13 protein-coding genes are annotated in these 19,799 nt (G+C 68.4%); 9 read left to right on the top strand and 4 right to left on the bottom strand.

Features of this window, described 5'->3' with window-relative positions:
* Positions 1 to 2,631 carry a circularly permuted type 2 ATP-grasp protein gene (locus tag ACIPRI_RS21765; protein ID WP_446623572.1) on the bottom strand — a complete coding sequence of 877 codons (2,631 nt, stop codon included), beginning with the start codon at positions 2,629 to 2,631 and terminating at the stop codon, positions 1 to 3.
* Positions 2,632 to 2,696: 65 nt separating this feature from the next.
* On the opposite strand from ACIPRI_RS21765, the gene ACIPRI_RS21760 reads away from it, so the two are divergent.
* The 4 genes from ACIPRI_RS21760 (at position 2,697) to ACIPRI_RS21745 (ending at position 7,533) form a co-directional block, all read left to right on the top strand.
* The gene (locus ACIPRI_RS21760) at positions 2,697 to 3,470 is read left to right on the top strand and encodes a sterol desaturase family protein (RefSeq protein WP_446623571.1); all 774 of its coding nucleotides are present in this window, start codon (positions 2,697 to 2,699) and stop codon (positions 3,468 to 3,470) included.
* The gene (locus tag ACIPRI_RS21755; RefSeq protein WP_446623570.1) at positions 3,451 to 4,392 is read left to right on the top strand and encodes a fatty acid desaturase; all 942 of its coding nucleotides are present in this window, start codon (positions 3,451 to 3,453) and stop codon (positions 4,390 to 4,392) included. The genes ACIPRI_RS21760 and ACIPRI_RS21755 overlap by 20 nt, the downstream gene beginning before the upstream one ends.
* A gap of 271 nt (positions 4,393 to 4,663) precedes the next feature.
* Complete coding sequence (locus ACIPRI_RS21750) at positions 4,664 to 6,625, top strand: iron-containing redox enzyme family protein (protein WP_446623569.1); 1,962 nt, start codon at positions 4,664 to 4,666, stop codon at positions 6,623 to 6,625.
* The gene (locus ACIPRI_RS21745; RefSeq protein ID WP_446623568.1) at positions 6,622 to 7,533 is read left to right on the top strand and encodes a DUF6999 family protein; all 912 of its coding nucleotides are present in this window, start codon (positions 6,622 to 6,624) and stop codon (positions 7,531 to 7,533) included. Before ACIPRI_RS21750 ends, ACIPRI_RS21745 begins: the two co-directional genes overlap by 4 nt.
* A 15-nt stretch (positions 7,534 to 7,548) precedes the next feature.
* On the opposite strand, the gene ACIPRI_RS21740 is transcribed toward ACIPRI_RS21745, so the two are convergent.
* Complete coding sequence (locus ACIPRI_RS21740; RefSeq protein ID WP_446623567.1) at positions 7,549 to 11,034, bottom strand: transglutaminase family protein; 3,486 nt, start codon at positions 11,032 to 11,034, stop codon at positions 7,549 to 7,551.
* A 120-nt stretch (positions 11,035 to 11,154) separates the two neighbouring features.
* Between ACIPRI_RS21740 and ACIPRI_RS21735 the strand changes: the two genes are divergently transcribed.
* The 5 genes from ACIPRI_RS21735 (at position 11,155) to ACIPRI_RS21715 (ending at position 17,452) form a co-directional block, all read left to right on the top strand.
* Positions 11,155 to 13,539, top strand: coding sequence for a DNA internalization-related competence protein ComEC/Rec2 (locus ACIPRI_RS21735; RefSeq protein WP_446623697.1), 2,385 nt, complete (start codon positions 11,155 to 11,157; stop codon positions 13,537 to 13,539).
* Between the two features lie 71 nt (positions 13,540 to 13,610).
* Positions 13,611 to 15,146 (top strand): circularly permuted type 2 ATP-grasp protein, encoded by a 1,536-nt coding sequence (locus ACIPRI_RS21730; RefSeq protein ID WP_446623566.1) that lies wholly within the window; start codon positions 13,611 to 13,613, stop codon positions 15,144 to 15,146.
* Between the two features lie 21 nt (positions 15,147 to 15,167).
* The gene (locus ACIPRI_RS21725; RefSeq protein WP_446623565.1) at positions 15,168 to 16,124 is read left to right on the top strand and encodes an alpha-E domain-containing protein; all 957 of its coding nucleotides are present in this window, start codon (positions 15,168 to 15,170) and stop codon (positions 16,122 to 16,124) included.
* A gap of 14 nt (positions 16,125 to 16,138) precedes the next feature.
* Positions 16,139 to 16,870, top strand: coding sequence for a zf-TFIIB domain-containing protein (locus ACIPRI_RS21720; RefSeq protein ID WP_446623564.1), 732 nt, complete (start codon positions 16,139 to 16,141; stop codon positions 16,868 to 16,870).
* Between the two features lie 114 nt (positions 16,871 to 16,984).
* Positions 16,985 to 17,452, top strand: a complete 468-nt coding sequence (locus ACIPRI_RS21715) for an SH3 domain-containing protein (RefSeq protein ID WP_446623563.1) — start codon at positions 16,985 to 16,987, stop codon at positions 17,450 to 17,452.
* A 9-nt stretch (positions 17,453 to 17,461) separates the two neighbouring features.
* Here the strand turns inward: ACIPRI_RS21715 and glpK are convergent, their stop codons facing one another.
* Both glpK and ACIPRI_RS21705 read right to left on the bottom strand, forming a co-directional pair.
* Complete coding sequence (gene glpK, locus ACIPRI_RS21710; RefSeq protein WP_446623562.1) at positions 17,462 to 18,955, bottom strand: glycerol kinase GlpK; 1,494 nt, start codon at positions 18,953 to 18,955, stop codon at positions 17,462 to 17,464.
* 21 nt (positions 18,956 to 18,976) lie between these two features.
* On the bottom strand, positions 18,977 to 19,753 hold the full coding sequence (locus tag ACIPRI_RS21705) for a DeoR/GlpR family DNA-binding transcription regulator (protein WP_446623561.1): 777 nt from the start codon (positions 19,751 to 19,753) through the stop codon (positions 18,977 to 18,979).
* Between the last annotated feature and the right edge of the window lie 46 nt (positions 19,754 to 19,799).

Genomic DNA, 19,799 nt, shown 5'->3' with positions numbered 1-19,799 from the left:
TCAAGCCCCGACCGAGCGCAGCGACTCGGACGTCAAGGTGAAGTAGCGTGTGCCGATCGCGTCCGACACATGGTAGGCCGCGGTCTCGCATTGATCGAACAGCGCCACCAGCGCCGGGTACAGCGTGCCTTCGCCCGGCGCACACAGATGCTCCAGCGTCCAGCTGGCCGGGTCGGGCAGCTCGTGCGACAGAGCCGTGAGCTTGCCCGGTGCGCTGCCGGCCAGGCGGGCGATGCGCCCGCGCAGGGTCTGCGTGACCCAGGCCAGCGAGCGCGGGTTGTCGCCATCGAGCACCAGCAGGTCGACCAGGGTGCCGATGTCGCGCCGCTGCTGGTAGCGCGCATGAAAGGTGATGGTGCTGTCGAACAGCGCCACCATCGCCTCGAAGCCCGGCAGCTCGTGCACCGCGCCGTTGTTGTCGAAGCCGGCGCCCAGCGCATGCGACAGGAAGGCCAGGCGCTCGATGTGGCGGCCGATCGACAGAAGGCGCCAGGCGTCGTCGCGCGTCATGCGGTCGGTTTGTGCGCCGGTCAGTGCCGCCAGGCCCTGGCTGGCCGCCTCCAGGATGCGCAGCACCGCGCTGGTGGCATGGCTGCCCTCGGCCAGTTCGCCGGCCTGCTCGGCCGCCTGGCGTGCGAACTCGGCTTCGCCGCGCACGATCTGGTTCCACACGTCCTGCGACAGGCGCTCGCGCACCGCGCTCGCCGCATTGCGGATGCAGCGCAGCGAAAAGCCCACGCTGCCGCCGTCGGCGTTGCCCAGCTCGGCGATCAGCGAGCGTTCGAACACGCGGCGCGAACGTGGCGCGCTGGGCACGTCGCGCGACACCAGCGCGTTGTGCTGCGCCAGCGTGTGCAGCCACGCCAGCAGGGCCAGGGAAGACTGGTCTTCGCTGGCCAGCAGGCTCAATGTCAGGCGCGCCAGGCGCACCGCGTTCTCGGCGCGTTCGGTGTAGCGGCCCAGCCAGAACATGTTCTCGGCCGCGCGGCTGGTGACCGGTGCGCGGTGCCGCGCCAGCGAGGCCGGCGTGCTGTGGGTGGGCAGGAGGCTGGTGCGATCGATGGCGGCGCGCGTCTGCACCCAGGTGTCGGCGCTGCTGCCGCCGCGCTGCATCGAGGCGATCTGCGCGTCGTTGCCCGCTACGCGCGCCAGGCCGCCCGGCAGCAGGCGCCAGCTTTGCGCGCCGTCGCTCACCGCGAACACGCGCAGCATCACGGCGCGCGGCGCGATCTGGCCTTCGCGCGACCAGGTCGGCATCTGCGACAGCGGCATGTAGCTTTGCACCGTGTGCGCCTCGCCCTGCAGCGCGATGCGGCCGGCCCATTCGTCCAGCGCGCGCCGGCCCAGCTGGCTGCCCAGCACCGCGTTGAAATTGCGCTCGGCGTCCGGATAGGTGGCCTTGATCGCGCAGCCGGCCAGCTGCGGCAAGGCCGTATACATGGCCGCGCGCTCGCCGCACCACCAGGTGGGCAGCGATGGCAACTGCAGCGGCTCGCCGATCAGCCGGCGCGCCAGCGCGGGCAGGAAGCCCAGCAGTGCGGGCGATTCCAGGAAGGCCGAGCCCGGCGCATTGGCCACCAGCACGTTGCCGGCGCGGATCGCCTGCAGCAGGCCAGGCACGCCCAGGGTGGAGTCGGGACGCAGCTCCAGCGGATCGAGAAACTGGTCGTCCAGCCGCTTGATGAGGCCGTGCACCGGGCGCAGGCCCTGCAGGGTCTTCAGGTACAGGCGCTGGTCGCGCACCGTGAGGTCGCTGCCTTCGACCAAAGTGATGCCCAGGTAGCGCGCCAGGTAGGCATGCTCGAAGTAGGTCTCGTTGTAGGGGCCGGGCGTGAGCAGCGCGATGTGCGGCGGCGCGCCGGCCGGGCACATCTTCTGCAGCGCGTCCATGAGGGCGCTGTAGGTGGCGGCCAGGCGCTGCACGCGCAGCGCCTCGAAGGCCTGCGGAAACTGCCGTGAGATCGCGATGCGATTTTCCAGCAGGTAGCCCAGGCCCGAGGGCGCCTGCGTGCGCTGCGACAGCACCCACCAGTTGCCGTCGGGGCCGCGCACCAGGTCGAAGGCGGCGATGTGCAGCCAGGTGTCGCCCGGCGGCGTGACGCCGTGCATGGCGCGCAGGTAGCCCGGGTGGCCCTGCACCAGGGCCGGCGGCAGCAGGCCTTCGGCCAGCAGCTGCTGATCGCCGTAGACGTCGGCCAGCACGCGATCGAGCACGCGCACGCGCTGCAACACGCCAGTCTCGATGCGGGCCCAGCTTTCGGGCGAGACGATCAGCGGAAAGAGGTCGAGCGACCAAGGGCGCTGCGGCCCGTCGCGGTCGGCATAGACGTTGTAGGTGACGCCGTTGTCGCGGATCTGGCGCGCCAGGCTGACGGCGCGCCGCGGCAGGTCGGCGAAGCCGCCGGGGCCCAGTTCCTCGAAGAAGTGGGACCAGGCGGGGGTGATGGTGGTGGAGGCTTCGTCGTTGCTGGCGCTCGGCACGGCGCTGCGTGCTGCGGCCGGCAGGGGCGTGGCCTGGCCGCGCAGTTCGTCGAAATGGCCCGGAGCCGCCGGTGGCGCCAGGCTGGCCGCAAGGGCGGCCAGGCCCTGGGGCGAAGCGGTGTCGAAAAGGGAGGGGTTGAGAGGGTCCACAGCGGGTCGATTGTCACATTGACGCCATTGCACCCGTTCCAGGGATGCTGCTGTAGCCTCGGGGGATGGCGCAGACCTTCATCTCGTTGTCCGCCCCGCAGGCCATGCTGTGGGGCGTGCTTTTTTTCGGTGGCATCTACCTCGGCTTCGGCGGCCTGACGTGGCTGGTGACGAAGCGCTTGCTGCCGGCGCTGGGCGTCGGGCGCGAACTCGATCCGCGGCCGCTGCAGCCGGGGCAGCTGCAGCGCGAGCTGGGGCAGTCGGGGGTGTCGGTGCTGATCTTCGGGCTGGGCATGGTGTTTCCGTGGGGGCTGCTGCAACTGGGCTGGGCGCGACTCGACGGCGATGCGGGGTGGCTGCAGATCGTCGTCGAGATCCTCGCGCTCGCGCTCTGGAACGACGTGCATTTCTGGATCAACCATCGGCTCCTGCACACGCGCTGGCTGCGGCGCTTTCACGGGCCGCACCACCGCTCGTTCGTGACCACGCCATGGGCGACCTACAGCTTCCATCCGGTCGAGGCGCTGATGCTCGGCAACGTGATCCTGCTGCCGATGGTGGTGCACGACTTCAGCTTCTGGTCGCTGGCGGCGGTGCCGGTGTTCAGCCTGTTCTTCAACTGCATCGGGCATTCGAACTACGACTTCTTCACGGGCGTGTCGTACAGCCACTGGTTCGCGGCGAGCCGCCGGCACCATCTGCACCATGCCGTGCACAACGGCAACTACGGCTTCCAGTTCACGTTCATGGACCGGCTCTTCAGGACGCGCATCGCGGCCGACGCGGCCGAGCCGGTGCTTCAGGCTTTCCGAAACAAGCATGGCGCAGCGACGGCCTGACGACCCAAGCCGTCGCCTGCCGGGGTTGCGCCACTGGCGCGACTGGCAGAGCCTGGCCTACCTCGCGGCCTTGCCCGCACTGGCGGCCTGGCAATGGCGCCACGGTTTCAACGCGCTGCTGTACGGGCCGATGCTGTTCCTGACGCTCGGCGTTGGCGTGATCCATCACAACCACGTGCACCTGCGCATGTGGCGCAGTCGGCGCTTGAATCGGGTGACGGACTTCTGGATCACGCTGCTGCAGGGCCATCCGACCTTCGTGTTCTGGCCCGCGCACGTGGCCAACCACCATCGCCACCGGCACGGGCCGAAGGATGTGGCGCGCACCTATCGCTTCGGCGGCGACAGCAACCACCTGTGGGGCTATCTGCTGCATCCGTTCCAGGCCGTATGGGTGCTGATGCCGGTGTTCTTCGCATGGCTCGCGCGGCTGCGGCAGCACCGGCGCGGCGCATGGCGCTATTGCATGGCGCAGTACGCGCTGTGGCTGGGCAGCTGGGCGGCACTGCTGGCACTCGACTGGCGCAAGGCCCTGGTCTTGGTGATCGTGCCGCAGTTGCACGGCCTGCACTGGCTGCTGGCAACCAACTACCTGCAGCATGCGCATGCCGACGGCCGGAAGCTCGCGCGGAAGGAGGCGCCGGGCGATGCCGACGGTAGCCGGCTGAACTACGCCCGCAATTTCGAGGGGCTGGTGAACCCCGTGCTGTTCAACATTGGCCTGCATACTGCACACCACGAGAACCCGCATGCCCATTGGTCCGAGCTCACCCACCTGCATCGCACACGCTACCGCGCGCAGGTGGACCCCGTGCTCAACGAGGGTGGGCTGGTGCCGTACATGGTGCGCGTGTTCGTGCTGGGGACCGTGTGGCCGCGCTTTCGCAGCCGCTCGCTGATGCCTCCCGATTCACCTATCTAGGGCCTATTCACACTACATACGGAGTCGCGAAGGCATGCCAAAGCGGACAAATCAAGGCGCACGACGCAGTGTGTGCGTCGGCACACACAAGGAGTGCAACGCGGAGTTGGCCGCTTTGGCACGCCTTCCCTCCGGGTTGGCCCGCATTGGGGCCGTCTGCGGCGTTGCCCGCGCTTGCAATGCTTCAGCATTGCTGCGCACGGGCGCCTTGCATCCAGCCCCAATGCGGGCCAACGCGATCTCCGTATGTAGTGTGAATAGGCCCTAACCCATGCCCGTTTCATTCCAACGCGTGTACCTCGAAAGCGCTGGCTATTTCATGCCGGGCGAGCCCATTCCCAACGACCGCATGGACGCGTACATCGCGCCGCTCAATCGCATGTCGGAGCGCATCAAGCGGCGCATCCTGACGGAGAACGGGATCCTCACGCGGCACTACGCCATCGACGCGGATGGCGTAACGCAACACACCAACGCGCAGCTGGCTGCCGGCGCGATCCGCGACTGCCTGCGGCGGGGCGGGGCGCAGCTGTCGCGCGTGTCGCTGCTGGCGAGCGGCTCCTCGGGCGGCGACACGCTGATGCCGGGTTTCGCCAACATGATCCAGGGTGAACTGGCGGCGCAGCCGATGGAAACGCATTCGGTGCACGGCATCTGCGCGGCGGGCGTTTCGGCGATACAGGCCGCCGCGCAAGGCATCGAGCTGGGCGCGCACCGCTGCGCGATCGCGGTGGCGAGCGAGATGCCGTCGCGCCTCTTCAAGCGCTCGCGCTTTGCGGCGCGCGGCTATGAAACCGACTTCGACTCCCATTTCCTGCGCTGGATGCTGTCGGATGGCGCGGGCGCCTTGCTGCTGTCCGACGGCATGCCCACGCTGGCCGGCGCGCCGGGGCTGCGCCTGAAGCTGAAGTGGGTGCACCAGCGTGCCTTTTCGGGTGACTACCCGGTCTGCATGCAGCTGGGCCTGACCGAAGACCGCGCGCGCGGTCATCTCGATTTCGGCTCCTGGGCCGAGGCCGAGGCGGCGGGCGCCTTGTCGCTGCGGCAGGACATCCGCCTGCTGCCGCACCTGTTCGACATCGGCATCCACGAGTACGCGGGGCTGGTGCAGGGCGGCTGGGTCGATCCGAAGCGGGTCGATCACTTCCTGTGCCACTACTCGTCGGAGAAGTTCATCCCGGTGGTCGAGGACCTGATGGCCAAGGCGGATCTGTCGATACCGCGCGAGCGCTGGTGGAGCAACCTCGCATGGCGCGGCAATACGGGGGCGGCGTCGATCCTCGTGATGCTGGCCGAGTTTCTGCATACCAAGGCGCTGAAGCCCGGCGAGCAGATCTTCTGCTATGTGCCCGAGTCGGGGCGCTTCATGGCGGCGTACATGCTGCTCGAAGTCGAGGCGGCCGATGCGGCTCCCGTGGCGGTGATGGCGCCCCGCACGGCGGCGGCGCCCGACGACGACCTGGCGATCGCCCCGCCGCACGACCCGGGCGCAGCGCCCGAAGGCCTCGGCGCCTTGCTGACGGAGCTGGCCGCCATCTGGCACGACTACCGCTCCCGCGTCTGGCGCACGCCGCTCATCCGCCAGATCCGCGAGCGCCGCTTCGCCGTGCCCGACTACCTGAACTGGATGGAGCAGTGGGTGCCGCAGGTGCGTGAAGGCAGCCTGTGGATGCGCGAAGGCGCTGCCTCGCTGAGCGGGCCCTACCAGATGCTGGCCTCGCTGATCGGCTTGCACGCAGGCGAGGAGCAGAATGACTTCAACATTCTCTTTTCCGACTACCGCAAGGCCGGCGGTGCGGTCGAAAAGATCGAAGACCTGCGCCGCAACCCCGGCGGCGAAGCGCTCAATGCCTATCTGCACGGCCTGGCCGCGACGCGGGACCCGATCGGCCTGCTGGGGGCGATCTACATCATCGAGGGCACGGGCCAGCGCATCGTGCCGGCGCTGTTGCCGCTGCTGAAGGCCAGCCTGACGCTGCCGCCCGATGCCTTCCGCTTTCTCGAATACCACGGCCACAACGACGAGCACCACCTGAGCCGCTGGCTCGCGGCGGTCGAGATGGTGATGGCCGTGGAAGGGCAGGCGCGCGCCGCCCGCCAGATCATCGACACCGCGCGCCACACGGCTGCCCTGTACCTGATGCAGTTCCAGCACATCACGGAGCGAATGCCCCATGAGCCGCCGGGCCGCCCCAAGGCGAATACCGCAGCCGAAGGCGGAGGTTTCCAATGAGTCGAACCCCTGATTTCCTGACGCAGGCGCACGACGAGCGCGACCCCAGTCCCTGGCTGGCGCTCTACCTCGACCAGAGCACGCCGCTGCCCGACAACGTCAAGGCCGCGTGGCTGGCCGATTCGAGCTCGGGCTCGCGGCAGTACCTGCTGCCGTTCCTGCGGCCGATGGCGCGGCTGGCGATCATCCTGATCCAGGTCGTGAAATTGTTCGTGCCGCGCAATTGGTCCCATTCGATGCTGCTGCACCGCCTGCTGGCCTGGGGGCTGAAGCGCTTCGTCTCGCCCGAGGCCAACTGGCTGATCCTGCGGCACTTTCACCTGGGCTCGCAGGTGCTGGCCTTCATCGGGCGGAATTCGCCGGTTCCGGTGTCCACCCTCCCGCTGGCGCCGGCCGACATCGACGCGCTGAAGGAAGAGATGTTCCTGAAGCACGATCTGAACCTCTTCAACTTCGTGATCCGGCTGAACAAGGCGCTGCGCGACAGGGGCGTGGCCCTGTGCAAGGCGGAGAAGGTCGATTTTTCGATGATCAGGGAGCCGGGGCTGCGCCTGGAAGACATGCCACGGAGCCGGTTGAATTTTCTCGATCTGCAAAGCGCCATCGAGCTGTTCACGCCGCTCTACCAGCTGATGCTCACCGACAACGATTTCTGGCGCGCGGCCAATTCGCTGCAGCTGGACGAAACCATCGGCATCTATACGGCGACGATCCTGGCGGCGCCCGAACATCTGATCCTGGTCAACAACAAGCACCCGCTTGTGCCCTTGTCGACCCTGCGGGCAGGGCACCGGCTGGTGATCCACGGGCTGTCCACCGAGATGCTGCACAGCCTGCTCCGGCGGATGCAGGCGGCGCAGAACGCCGGGGAGCCGGAGACATCCCTGTACGAGCAGCCGCTTGCATAGCTGGCTGCTGCTGCCTCAGCGCCGCAGGTCCAGCGTGAACGGAAATTCCCGGCTTCCCGCGATCTCGATGGTCGCCGGCGGCGTGCTCACCGGCCCCGGCGTATGGCCCATGCGCGAGAAGCGCGCGTGGCGCCGGCTCTCGGCCTCGTAGGCGTTGACCGGGAAGGTGTCGTAGTTGCGCCCGCCCGGATGCGCCACGAAATACTGGCAACCGCCCAGCGAGCGCTTCATCCAGGTGTCGATCAGGTCGAAGGTGAGCGGTGCGTGGGCGTCGATGGCCGGGTGCAGCGACGAGGGCGGGTTCCAGGCCTTGTAGCGCACCCCGGCCACGAACTCGCCCGCGATGCCGGTGGGCTGCAGCGGCAGCACGCGGCCGTTGACGGTGATCACGTGCCGGCTTTCGTTGAGGCCGGTGACGCGCACCTCGATGCGCTCCAGCGACGAATCCACATAGCGCACGGTGCCGCCGGGTGCGCCTTCCTCGCCCATCACGTGCCAGGGCTCCAGCGCGTTGCGCAGGGTGAGCTCCACGCCCATGGCCTGGATCTGCCCCACCAGCGGAAAGCGGAACTCCAGGTGCGGCGCGAACCAGTTGGCGTCGAAGGCGAAGCCGGCGGCGTTCATCTCGGCGATGACGTCGTCGAAGTCCATCTTCACGAAGCTGGGCAGGAGGAAGCGGTCGTGCAGCTCGGTCCCCCAGCGGGTGGCAGGCGCGGAGTAGGGCGCGTCCCAGAAGCGGGCGATCAGGGCGCGCAGCAGCAACTGCTGCACGATGCTCATGCGCGCATGCGGCGGCATCTCGAAGGCGCGCAACTCCAACAGGCCCAGCCTGCCGGTGCTGGCGTCGGGCGAATACAGCTTGTCGATGCAGAACTCGCTGCGGTGCGTGTTGCCGGTGACGTCGACCAGGATGTTGCGCAAGGTGCGGTCTACCAGCCAGGGCGGCATGTCCTGGCCGTGGATCTCGCGGTTCCTCTGGATCTGCTTGAGTGCGATTTCCAACTCGTACAACTGGTCGTTGCGCGCCTCGTCCACCCGCGGCGCCTGGCTGGTCGGGCCGATGAACATGCCCGAGAACAGGTAGCTCAGCGACGGGTGGTTGTGCCAGTACAGAAGCAGGCTGGCCAAGAGCTCGGGCCGGCGCAGGAAGGGGCTGTCGGCCGGCGTGGCGCCGCCCAGCACGAAGTGGTTGCCGCCGCCGGTACCGGTGTGGCGGCCGTCGGTCATGAATTTCTCGGCCGACAGGCGCGTCTCGAAAGCGGCGTTGTAGAGAAACTCGGTGTGCTCGACCAGCTCGCGCCAGTTGTGGGCCGGATGGATGTTGACCTCGATCACGCCAGGGTCGGGCGTGACCTGCAGCATCTTCAGGCGCACGTCGCGCGGCGGCGGGTAGCCCTCCATCACGATCTGCAGGTCAAGCTCGCGTGCCGTCGCTTCCACCGCGCTCACCAGGTCGAGGTAGTCCTCCAGCCGCTGCAGCGGCGGCATGAAGACGTAAAGCACGCCCGAGGCGCTGCCCAGCTTTTCCGCGGCGGGTCCGTTGGCGCGGCGCGGGTCGCGCACTTCCACGCACAGGGCGGTGCGGGTGATCCAGTGGGCCGATTCGCCGCGGCCCGGGGCGCGCTGCGCGAAGGGGGCGTTGTCGTTGGCGGCGGCGACGGGGCTTTTTTGCAGCTTCAGTGCGGCGGGGCTGCTGGCCGGCGTGCCGAAGGCATAGGGCACGGCGCCCAGGTCGCGCGCGCCGTCGGCCGTGACCGGCGACGCATAGCGCGCGCGCAGGTCGGTGGCCGCGGGCAGGGTGCCCAATGGCGCGGCGGGATCGCGCTCGACCAGGTAGGGGTAGTCGGCCTTGCGCGCCCAGGGCTGCGAATCGAGCGGCAGGCGGTAGCCCATGGGCGAGTCGCCGGGGATCAGGAACATCCGGTCGTCGCGCAGGAACCAGGGGCCGGTCTTCCAGCCCGGCCCGGCCAGGGCGGGCGCGTCCTTGTCGGCATTGGCCGGCTCGATGGGCAGCATGTAGCCCACCACCGAATCGAGCTTCTGCGTGAAGACGCGGGCCAGGCGCATGCGCTCCAACTCGTCGTCCAGCTTGGAATCGAAGGGGTCCACGTTCACCGGCAGGCGCCGTTCGCGCCAGAGGTAGTAGTACACGTCCTCGTAGGCGGGCTGGATGAAGTCGGTGGCCAGGCCCAGCTTGCGGGTGAGCAGCTCGGTGAAGCGCCGTGCGTCTTCGCTGGTGTAGTGGGTCGGATGGCGCTCGTCGGCGAAGCGCTTCGGGTCATGCCACAGCGTCTGGCCATCGGCGCGCCAGAAGATCGACAGCGCCCAGCGCGGCAGCTGCTCGCCCGGGTACCACTTGCCCTGGCCGAAGTGAAGGAAACCGCCTTCGCCGTATTCGGCGCGCAGGCGCTGCACCAGCTCGGTGGCGTAGCCGCGCTTCGTCGGGCCGAGCGCGTCGGTGTTCCATTCGGCCGCGTCGCGGTCGGCGGTGGCCACGTAGGTGGGCTCGCCGCCCATGGTCAGGCGCACGTCATTGGCCTGCAATTTCGCATCGACCGCGTCGCCCAGCGCCAGCACCTGCGCCCATTGCTCCTCGGTGTAGGGCTTGGTGACGCGCGGCGCCTCGTAGATGCGCGAGATCGTCATCTCGTGGCCGAACTCGACCTCGGCCTGGTCCACCGCGCCTTCGATCGGTGCCGCGCTGGAAGGCGTGGGCGTGCAGGCCAGCGGGATGTGGCCTTCACCGGCCAGCAGGCCCGAGGTGGCGTCCAGCCCGATCCAGCCGGCGCCCGGGAGGTAGACCTCGCACCAGGCGTGCAGGTCGGTGAAGTCGCGCTCGGTGCCGCTCGGCCCGTCGAGCGACTTCACGTCCGGCGTGAGCTGGATCAAGTAGCCCGAGACGAAGCGCGCCGCCAGACCCATGTGCCGTAGCAGCTGCACCAGCAGCCAGCCCGAATCGCGGCAGGAGCCGCTGCCGGATTCCAGCGTGTGCTCGGGCGTCTGCACGCCGGGCTCCATGCGGATCAGGTAGCGCACGTCCTCCTGCACCTGCTGGTTCAGCTGGACCAGGAAGTCGATGGTGCGCTGCTCGGTGCGGTCGATCTTTTCCAGGTAGGCCGCCACTAGCGGCGTGGCGGGCTCCACCGCCAGGTAAGGGGCAAGTTCCTGCGCTTGCGCGGCGGTGTAGTCGAAGGGGAAGTTCTCCGCCTGCGGCTCCAGGAAGAAGTCGAAGGGGTTGTAGACCGCCATCTCGACCACCAGGTCGACCGTGACCTTGAACCCGCGCGTCTTTTCCGGAAAGACCAGCCGGGCCTGGTAGTTGGCAAAGGGGTCCTGCTGCCAGTTGATGAAGTGCTCGGCCGGCTCGATGCGCAGCGAATAGGAGATCACGTTGCTGCGGCAATGCGGCGCCGGGCGCAGGCGCACGACCTGCGGACCCAGCTGCACCGGCCGGTCGTATTGGTAGTGCGTCACGTGATGGAGCGCGGCGTGGATGGACATGTTTCTCCTGACTGGACGGGGAGCGTGCGCCGGCAGCGGCATTGCCAATGGGTCCGACGCATACTAGCGGACAAAGAATGCAAGTAATGCGCCAATCAGGCGCTGGCAGGGAGCGAAGTGATCGAGCACAGGGAGGCCGCGCGTGCCGCCTGGCCCTTTGCGGCGCTGGGTGGTGTCGTGCTGGGCAGCGCGCTGCAACTGCAGCAGGCGCAGCTGTGGCCCTGGCCTGCGTATGCGTTGCTGCTTGCCCTGGGGCTGGCAGGCACGGCCGCCATCGTGCGCCTGCGCACCCGCTGGACGGGCGGGGTGCTGGCGGCTGCGCTGCTCGCAGGTGCCTGCGGCGGCGGCGCACTGGTGGGCATTCGTGCCTGTGTCTTTGTGGCCGATGCCCTCGATCCGGCGCTCGAAGGGCGCGACCTGCAACTGGTCGGCATGGTGGCGCAGATGCCGCAGCGCTTCGAAGGCGGGATGCGCTTTCGCTTCGACATCGAGCAGGTTCCTGCCGGCGTGCGTCTGCCGCCGCGCATCGCGCTGGGCTGGTACGCCGACAGCAGCGCCGCCGATGACGGCGGGCGCCCGCGTGCCGGCGAGCGCTGGCGGCTCACGGTGCGTCTGAAGGCGCCGCATGGCGGGCGCAATCCGCATGGCTTCGACTACGAGCTGTGGGCCTGGGAGCAGGGCGTGCAGGCCACCGGCTACGTGCGCGCCGGCCAGGGCGAAGCGGCGCCGCGCCTTCTTGTGCGCGGCTGGGCGCATCCGGTGGAGCGGGCGCGCGAGGCCACACGGGACGCCATCTACGCGCGCGTCGCCGACGCGCGTGCCGCCGGCGTCATCGCCGCGCTGGTCACCGGCGACCAGGCGGCCATCGAGCGTGCCGACTGGGATGTGTTTCGTGCCACCGGCGTGGCGCACCTGATGAGCATCTCGGGCCTGCATGTGACGCTCTTCGCCTGGCTGGCGGCCTGGGTGGTCGGCGCGCTGTGGCGACGCAGCGGGCGCCTGATGCTCCGCTGGCCGGCACCGCACGCGGCGCTGGCTGGCGGCGTGCTGCTGGCCAGCGCCTATGCCCTCTTCAGCGGCTGGGGCGTGCCCTCGCAGCGCACCGTTTGCATGCTGGCCACGGTGGCGCTGCTGCGCATCGGCGGCCTGCGCTGGCCCTGGCCCATGGTGTGGCTCGGCGCCTGCGCGGCGGTGGTGGCGCTCGATCCCTGGGCGCTGACGCAGGCCGGCTTCTGGCTCAGCTTCGTCGCCGTCGGGGTGCTCTTTGCCGCCGACGCGGGGACTTCGGCGCGCCCGGGCGGCTGGCGCGCGGCCGGGGTGCGCATGCTGCGCGAGCAGGCGGTGGTGACCCTGGCCCTGACGCCGCTCACCCTGCTCTTGTTCCAGCAGGTGTCGCTGGTGGGCCTCTTGGCCAATCTGCTTGCCATTCCCTGGGTGACCTTGCTGCTGACGCCGCTGGCCTTGCTGGGCACGCTCCTGCCGCCTCTTTGGGATGTGGCGGCCTGGGCGGTGCAGGCCCTGATGGCCTTGCTGCGGCTGCTCGCGAGTTGGCCCTGGGCCACCCTGAGCTGGCCGGCGCCGCCGCTGTGGGCCGGCATGGCCGGCGTGCTGGGCGGCTTGCTGCTGGCCATGCGCCTGCCCTGGGACCTGCGCCTGCTGGGCCTGCCGTTGTTGCTGCCGGCCCTCCTGTGGCAGCCGCCGCGCCCGGCCCCGGGTGAGTTCGAACTGCTGGCCGCCGACGTCGGCCAGGGCAGTGCGGTGCTGCTGCGCACCGCGCGCCACAGCCTGCTGTACGACACCGGCCCACGCTACGGCATCGACAGCGATGCCGGCCAGCGCGTGCTGGTGCCGCTCTTGCGCGCGCTGGACGAGCGGCTGGACACCGTGGTGCTGAGCCACCGGGACAGCGATCACACCGGCGGCGCGGCCGCGGTGCTGGCCATGCAGCCGGCGGCGCAGCTGCTCAGCTCCATCGAGGCCGGCCATCCACTGCAGCGGTTGCGGCCGTCGCGGCGCTGCCAGGCCGGCCAGCGGTGGTCGTGGGATGGCGTGCACTTCGAGATCCTGCATCCGCGCGCCGGCGACGAGGACCGGCCGGGCGTCAAGAGCAATGCCCTGTCGTGCGTGCTGCGCGTGAGCGGCGGCCACGGCCGGGCGCTGCTGGCCGGCGATGTCGAGCGCGATCAGGAAAGCGCCCTGCTGGCGGCGCCAGGTGCCGCGGCACTGCAGGCTGACGTGCTGCTGGTTCCCCACCACGGCAGCAAGACGTCGTCGAGTGCGGCCTTCGTGCAGGCGGTGGCGCCGCGGCTGGCCATCGTGCAGGCCGGTTATCGCAATCGATTCGGGCATCCGGCCCCCGAGGTACTGGCGCGCTATGGGGCGCTTGGGGTTCCGGTGGCAGACACGGCCCATTGCGGTGCCTTACGATGGCATAGCGGGGACCCGGTGCATTGGCATTGCGAACGCGACCTGTCGCAGCGCTACTGGCAGCACCGGCTCCCCTGACTCAGGGAGAGGAAGCGCGCGAAGCGCTGGCCTCGAAATTGCTAAGTCATTCGTAGAGATGGGTCGTATCTATGCACAAATTTGACGAGATGTACGAGCAGCTGCCCTACGCAGGCGCGGCAGTTCGCAAGCACTACCAACGCTACGACCAATGGCTGGCCAGGCAGCCGGGCGAACTGATGCGCCGCCGGCGCGAAGAGGCGGAGCTGATCTTCCGGCGCGTCGGCATCACCTTTGCGGTGTACGGCGCCAAGGACGAGGACGGCTCGGGCACCGAGCGGCTGATCCCCTTCGACCTCTTGCCGCGCATCATCCCGGCGCACGAGTGGTCCAGTATGGAAAAGGGGCTGGTGCAGCGCGTGAATGCGCTCAACCGCTTCATCCACGACGTCTACCACGACCAGGAAATCATCAAGGCCGGCATCATCCCGGCCGAGCAAATCAAGAACAACGCACAGTTCCGGCCCGAGATGATGGGCGTGAACGTGCCGAACGACGTGTACTCCAACATCTCGGGCATCGACATCGTGCGCGCGCCCGACGCGCAGGGCAACGGCGAGTACTACGTGCTGGAAGACAACCTGCGCGTGCCCAGCGGCGTGAGCTACATGCTGGAAAACCGCAAGATGATGATGCGGCTCTTTCCCGAGCTGTTCAGCCAGAACCGGGTGGCGCCGGTGGCCCACTACCCCGATCTGCTGCTCGAGACCCTGCGCGCCAGCGCGCCGCCGGCCACCGCCGAGCCCACGGTGGTGGTGCTTACCCCCGGCATGTACAACAGCGCCTACTTCGAGCACGCCTTCCTGGCGCAGCAGATGGGCGTGGAGCTGGTCGAGGGCCAGGACCTGTTCGTCAAGGACGACTTCGTCTACATGCGCACCACCCAGGGGCCGATGCGCATCGACGTGATCTACCGCCGGGTGGATGACGACTTCCTCGACCCCGAGGTGTTCCGCCCCGACTCCACCCTGGGCTGCGCCGGCCTGATGCGCGCCTACCGGGCCGGCAACGTGGTGATCTGCAATGCGGTGGGCACCGGGGTGGCGGACGACAAGTCGATCTACCCCTACGTGCCCAAGATGATCGAGTTCTACCTGGGCGAGAAGCCGATCCTGAAGAACGTGCCCACCTACATGTGCCGCAACAAGCAGGACCTGGACTACACCCTGGCCCACCTGAAGGACCTGGTGGTCAAGGAAGTGCACGGCGCCGGCGGCTACGGCATGCTGATCGGCCCGGCCGCCACGCATGCCGAGATCGAGGAGTTCCGCGCCGCCCTCCTGGCCAAGCCGGATGGCTACATCGCCCAGCCCACCCTGAGCCTGTCGAGCTCGCCCACCTTCGTCGACGCCGGCATCGCGCCGCGCCACATCGACCTGCGGCCCTTCGTGCTCTCAGGCAAGGAAGTGCAGATGGTGCCCGGCGGCCTGACACGGGTGGCGCTGAAGGAGGGCTCGCTGGTGGTCAACTCATCCCAGGGCGGCGGCACCAAGGACACCTGGATCCTGGAGGGCGAGCGCAATGGCGGCGCCAGGTCGCAGTCGCAAAGCCAGTTGCAGCAAGGTGCGGGCTCGCAGAGCCAGAGCCAGACGCCGTCCGGCCACTGAAGAACAAGGGGGACAATCAACATGCTGTCGCGTACCGCCGATCACCTGTACTGGATGTCGCGTTACACCGAGCGCGCCGAGAACACCGCGCGCCTCCTGGACGTGAACTACCAGACCTCGCTCTTGCCGCAGTCGGCCGAAGTGGCCACCTACGGCTGGCAGGGCCTCTTGTCCATCAGCGAGCTGCTGCCGGCCTTCAAGGAGAAGCACGGCCAGATCACGCCCGAGGCGACCATGGAATTCATGGTCAAGGACGAGAGCAACCCTTCATCCATCGTCTCGTGCCTGCGCGCGGCCCGCGAGAACGCCCGCGCGGTGCGCGGCGCCTTGACCACCGAGGCCTGGGAAACGCAGAACACCACCTGGCTGGAAGTCAACCGCATGCTGCGCAACGGTGAGTTCGAGCGCGATCCGGGGGCTTTCTTCGAGTGGGTCAAGTTCCGCTCGCACCTGTCGCGCGGCGTCACCCTGGGCACCATGCTGCAGGACGACGCCTTCTACTTCTCGCGTTTGGGCACCTTCCTGGAGCGCGCCGACAACACGGCGCGGCTGGTGGACGTGAAGTTCCACGCCTTGAACAGCGAGTTCTTCGGCGCCGCCACCGAGGAAGACCAGGAGTACGACTTCTATCACTGGAGCGCCATTCTTCGCAGCGTCTCGGCCTTCGAGGTCTACCGCAAGGTGTACCGCGACGTGATCCGGCCCGAGCGCGTGGCCGAGCTTCTGATCCTGCGCGCCGACATGCCGCGCTCATTGCATGCCTGCCTGAACGAGGTGGTGCAAAACCTCGAGAAGGTGCGCAACCAGCAAAGTGCCGAGACGCAGCGCCGCGCCGGCAAGCTCTTGGCCGATCTGCAATACGGCCGCGTCGAAGAGATCCTGGCCACCGGCCTGCATGCCTACCTCACGCAGTTTCTCGACCGGGTGAATGATCTCGGCTGGCGCATCAGCCAGGACTTTCTGGTGCCGGCGCACTGAGAAGCTGTGGAGGAATGGCCCGGTGCGATACTCGCGCCGTGCCATCGAATTGCCCTTCCTGCCTCCAGGCGATGGAGGCCCACCGATTCGCCACGCGCGACGGTGCCGCCATCGAACTCGACATCTGCTTTGCCTGCCAGGGCCTCTGGTTCGACCCACGCGAGAACCTGCAGCTGGCGCCGGCCTCGGTGCTGGAACTGTTCGAGCTGCTGCACCGCCACCGCGATGACGCCCACCAGCCCCTGTGCGATCCGCTGCGCTGCCCGCGCTGCCGGCATTCACTGGCGCATGGCTTCGACGTGGTGCGCAGCGGCCGCTATGTCACCTACCGCTGCCCGCAGCAGCACGGCCGCTTCGCCACCTTCTCCTCCTTCATGGTCGAGAAGGGCTTCGTGCGCCAGATGACCCAACCCGAGATCGAAGACCTGGCGCGGCGCGTCGACGCCATCTTCTGCACCGGCTGCGGTGCGCCGGTGGACATCCGCCGCGACCATGCCTGCCCGCATTGCCGCGCCGCTTTCTCCTTGCTGGACCCGGCGGCGGTGGAGAAGGCCTTGCAGCGTCATGCCGGCGCAGCAGCGCCGCAGACGCCGGCCGGCCGCGCCAATGCGCTGGCCGATGCGCTGGTGGTGATCGAGCGCGACCGGCTGCGCACGCAGCGCGAAGAAAAGAAGGGCGATACCACGTCGACGGTCGACCTGTGGGCGGCCGGGGTCGAGCTGGTCTGGCGTGCGCTGACGCCCTGACGCCCTGACTTTCACGCGCAGCGCGCGGAACTAATTTCTTTCACAAGGCCCAGAGGGGGGCCGGCATTTGCCGGGCAATCCCTCCGTCAACCTTTTGAAAGAATTTTTTCCGACATGTTTATCAGAATCGACCGATGGCCAGCGTTGCTGCTGGGCTTCCTGATCTTGTGGTGCGCGGCCGTCCCGCCTGCGCTGGCGGCAACGCCGCGAATGGTCAGCGCTGCGGTCGATGCGTTGAATCTGCGCAGTGGCCCAGGCTCGCGCCACGAAGCGCGCTGGACGGTGAGCAAGGGCTTTCCTCTCAAGGTCTTGTCCAAGCGCGGCAACTGGCTGCAGGTCAGCGATTTCGAGAACGACAAGGCTTGGGTCTACGCCCCCATGACCAGCAAGACGCCGTACCACGTGGTGAAGGCCCAACGCGCCAACCTGCGCCGCTCGCCCACGACGGGCAGCGCCATCGTCGCCAAGCTGCAGTACGGCGAAGTGCTGCGCACGCTCGAGCGGCGCGGCAGCTGGCTCAAGGTGAAGCTGAGCGGCGGCACCACCGGCTGGATCGCCAAGCGCCTGGCCTGGGGCTGGTGACACGTCTCATCAGGCCGCCGTCGCCTGCCGCACCGCGCGTTCCCAGCGTGCCATGGCTTCTTCCGATTGCGCCTTGCTCCACGTCGGCAGGAAGCGGCGTTCCACTTTCCACTGCTTCGACAACTGCGAGACATCGCTGTACACGCCGCAGGACAGCCCCGCCAGGTAGGCAGCGCCCAGCGCGGTGGTCTCGGTGACTTGCGGCCGCACCACCGGAATGCCCAGAAGGTCGGCCTGGAACTGCATCAGCAAGTCGTTGACGCTGGCACCACCGTCCACTCGCAACTCGGCCACCGGCGTGCCGCCGGCCGCGACCGCGTCGCGGCTCATGGCCTGCAGCAGGGCGGCGCTCTGGTAGGCGATGCTTTCGAGGGCGGCACGCGCGATGTGGGCCAGCGTGGTGCCGCGCGTCAGGCCGGTGATGGTGCCGCGCGCATCGGCGTTCCAGTAGGGCGCGCCCAGGCCGGTGAAGGCCGGCACCATCATCACGCCGCCGGCGTCGGGCACGCTCTCGGCCAGTGACTGCACCTGTGCGCTGCCCTGGATGGCCTTGAGTCCGTCGCGCAGCCACTGCACGACGGCGCCGCCGACAAACACGCTACCTTCCATGGCGTATCGCGGCGTGCTGTTGATCTGCGCCGCGCTGGTGACCAAAAGGCCGTTGTGCGAAGGCTGGAACTTCTCGCCCGTGTGCATCAGCAAGAAGCAGCCGGTGCCGTAGGTATTCTTGGCCATGCCGGCCTCGAAACAGGCCTGGCCGAACAGGGCGCTCTGCTGGTCGCCGGCCACGCCGCCCACGGGCAAGGCAACGCCGAGCAGCGCGGCGTCGGTGTCGGCGAAGTGCGCACTCGATGGCTTCACTGCCGGCATCAGCGAAGCCGGAATGTCGAGCGCGCGCAGCAGCTCCGCATCCCAGGTATTGCTGTGCACGTTGAAGAGCATGGTGCGCGAGGCGTTGCTCACATCCGTCACATGCACCTTGCCGCCGGTGAGCTGCCAGATCAGCCAGCTGTCCACCGTGCCGAAGGCCAGCTCGCCGGCCGCGGCCTGCGCCCGTGCGCCCGGCACGTTGTCAAGCAGCCAGCGCAGCTTGGTGCCGGAGAAATAGGCGTCGATCACCAGGCCGGTCTTTTCCTGGATGGTGTCGGCCAGCCCCTGCTGGCGCAGCTGCGCGCACATGGGTTCGGCGCGCCGGTCTTGCCAGACGATCGCGTGGTGCACCGGCCGGCCGGTCTTGCGGTTCCACAGCACGGTGGTCTCGCGCTGATTGGTGATGCCGATGGCGCGCATGTCCTTGGCCTGGAGCTTGGCCTTGGCCAGCGCCTCGCGCGCCGTTTCGAGCTGGCTGGCCCAGATCTCCATGGGATCGTGTTCGACCCAGCCGGGCTGCGGATAGATCTGCGTCAGCTCGCGCTGCGCAAGCGCGACGATGCGGCCTTCGCCATCGAACACGATGCTGCGCGAACTGGAGGTGCCTTGGTCGAGGGCGAGCAGGTAGGTCATGCGAATGAAAACGAAAAAACGTCAGGCCCGCGCGATCTCGCAGCGCACCTGCGCGCGTTCCAGCAATTCGGGGAAGGGCGGCGGCGGCTCCGCGTCGGTAAACAGGCAATCGATCTGCGACAGCTCGGCCAGCTGCACCATGGCCGGGCGGTTGAACTTGCTGGCGTCGGCCGCCAGCCAGACCTCGCGCGCCTGGGCAATGATGGTCTGGGCCACCTTCACCTCGCGCAGGTCGAAGTCGCGCAGGGACCCGTCCGACTCGATGCTGGAAATGCCGATCAGCGCGATGTCCACCTTGAACTGCCGGATGAAGTCCACCGTCGCCTCGCCCACGATGGCGCGGTCGCGCGCGCGCACCGAGCCGCCCGCCACGATCACCTCGCACTCCGGGTTGTCCGACAGGATGTTGGCCACGTTCAGGTTGTTGGTGATCACGCGCAAGCCCCGGTGCCGCATCAGCGCCTTGGCCACCGCCTCGGTGGTGGTGCCGATGTTGAGGATCAGCGAGCAGCCGTTGGGCACCTTGGCCGCCACCGCCTGCGCAATGCGCGCCTTGCCTTCGGCGTTGAGGGTTTCGCGCTGCTGGTAGCCGATGTTCTCGGTGGTCGAACTGGGCACCCGCACGCCGCCATGAAAGCGCGTCAGCAGGCCGGCGTCGGCCAGGCGCTGCACGTCGCGCCGCACGGTCTGCAATGTCACGCCCAGCATGTCGGCCAGTTGCTCCACTGTCACGGAACCGCGCGAACGTACGGTGTCGAGCAGGTTGATCTGGCGGGGGTTGGAGTTCTGGATGGCCATGCGGCGCGGGTGTGGTTCAGCTGCCGGAATACCGACGCGCTGACTG

It is taken from the genome of Variovorax sp. LARHSF232 (assembly GCF_052871435.1).
This window is presented reverse-complemented; position numbering and strand designations above follow the sequence as displayed.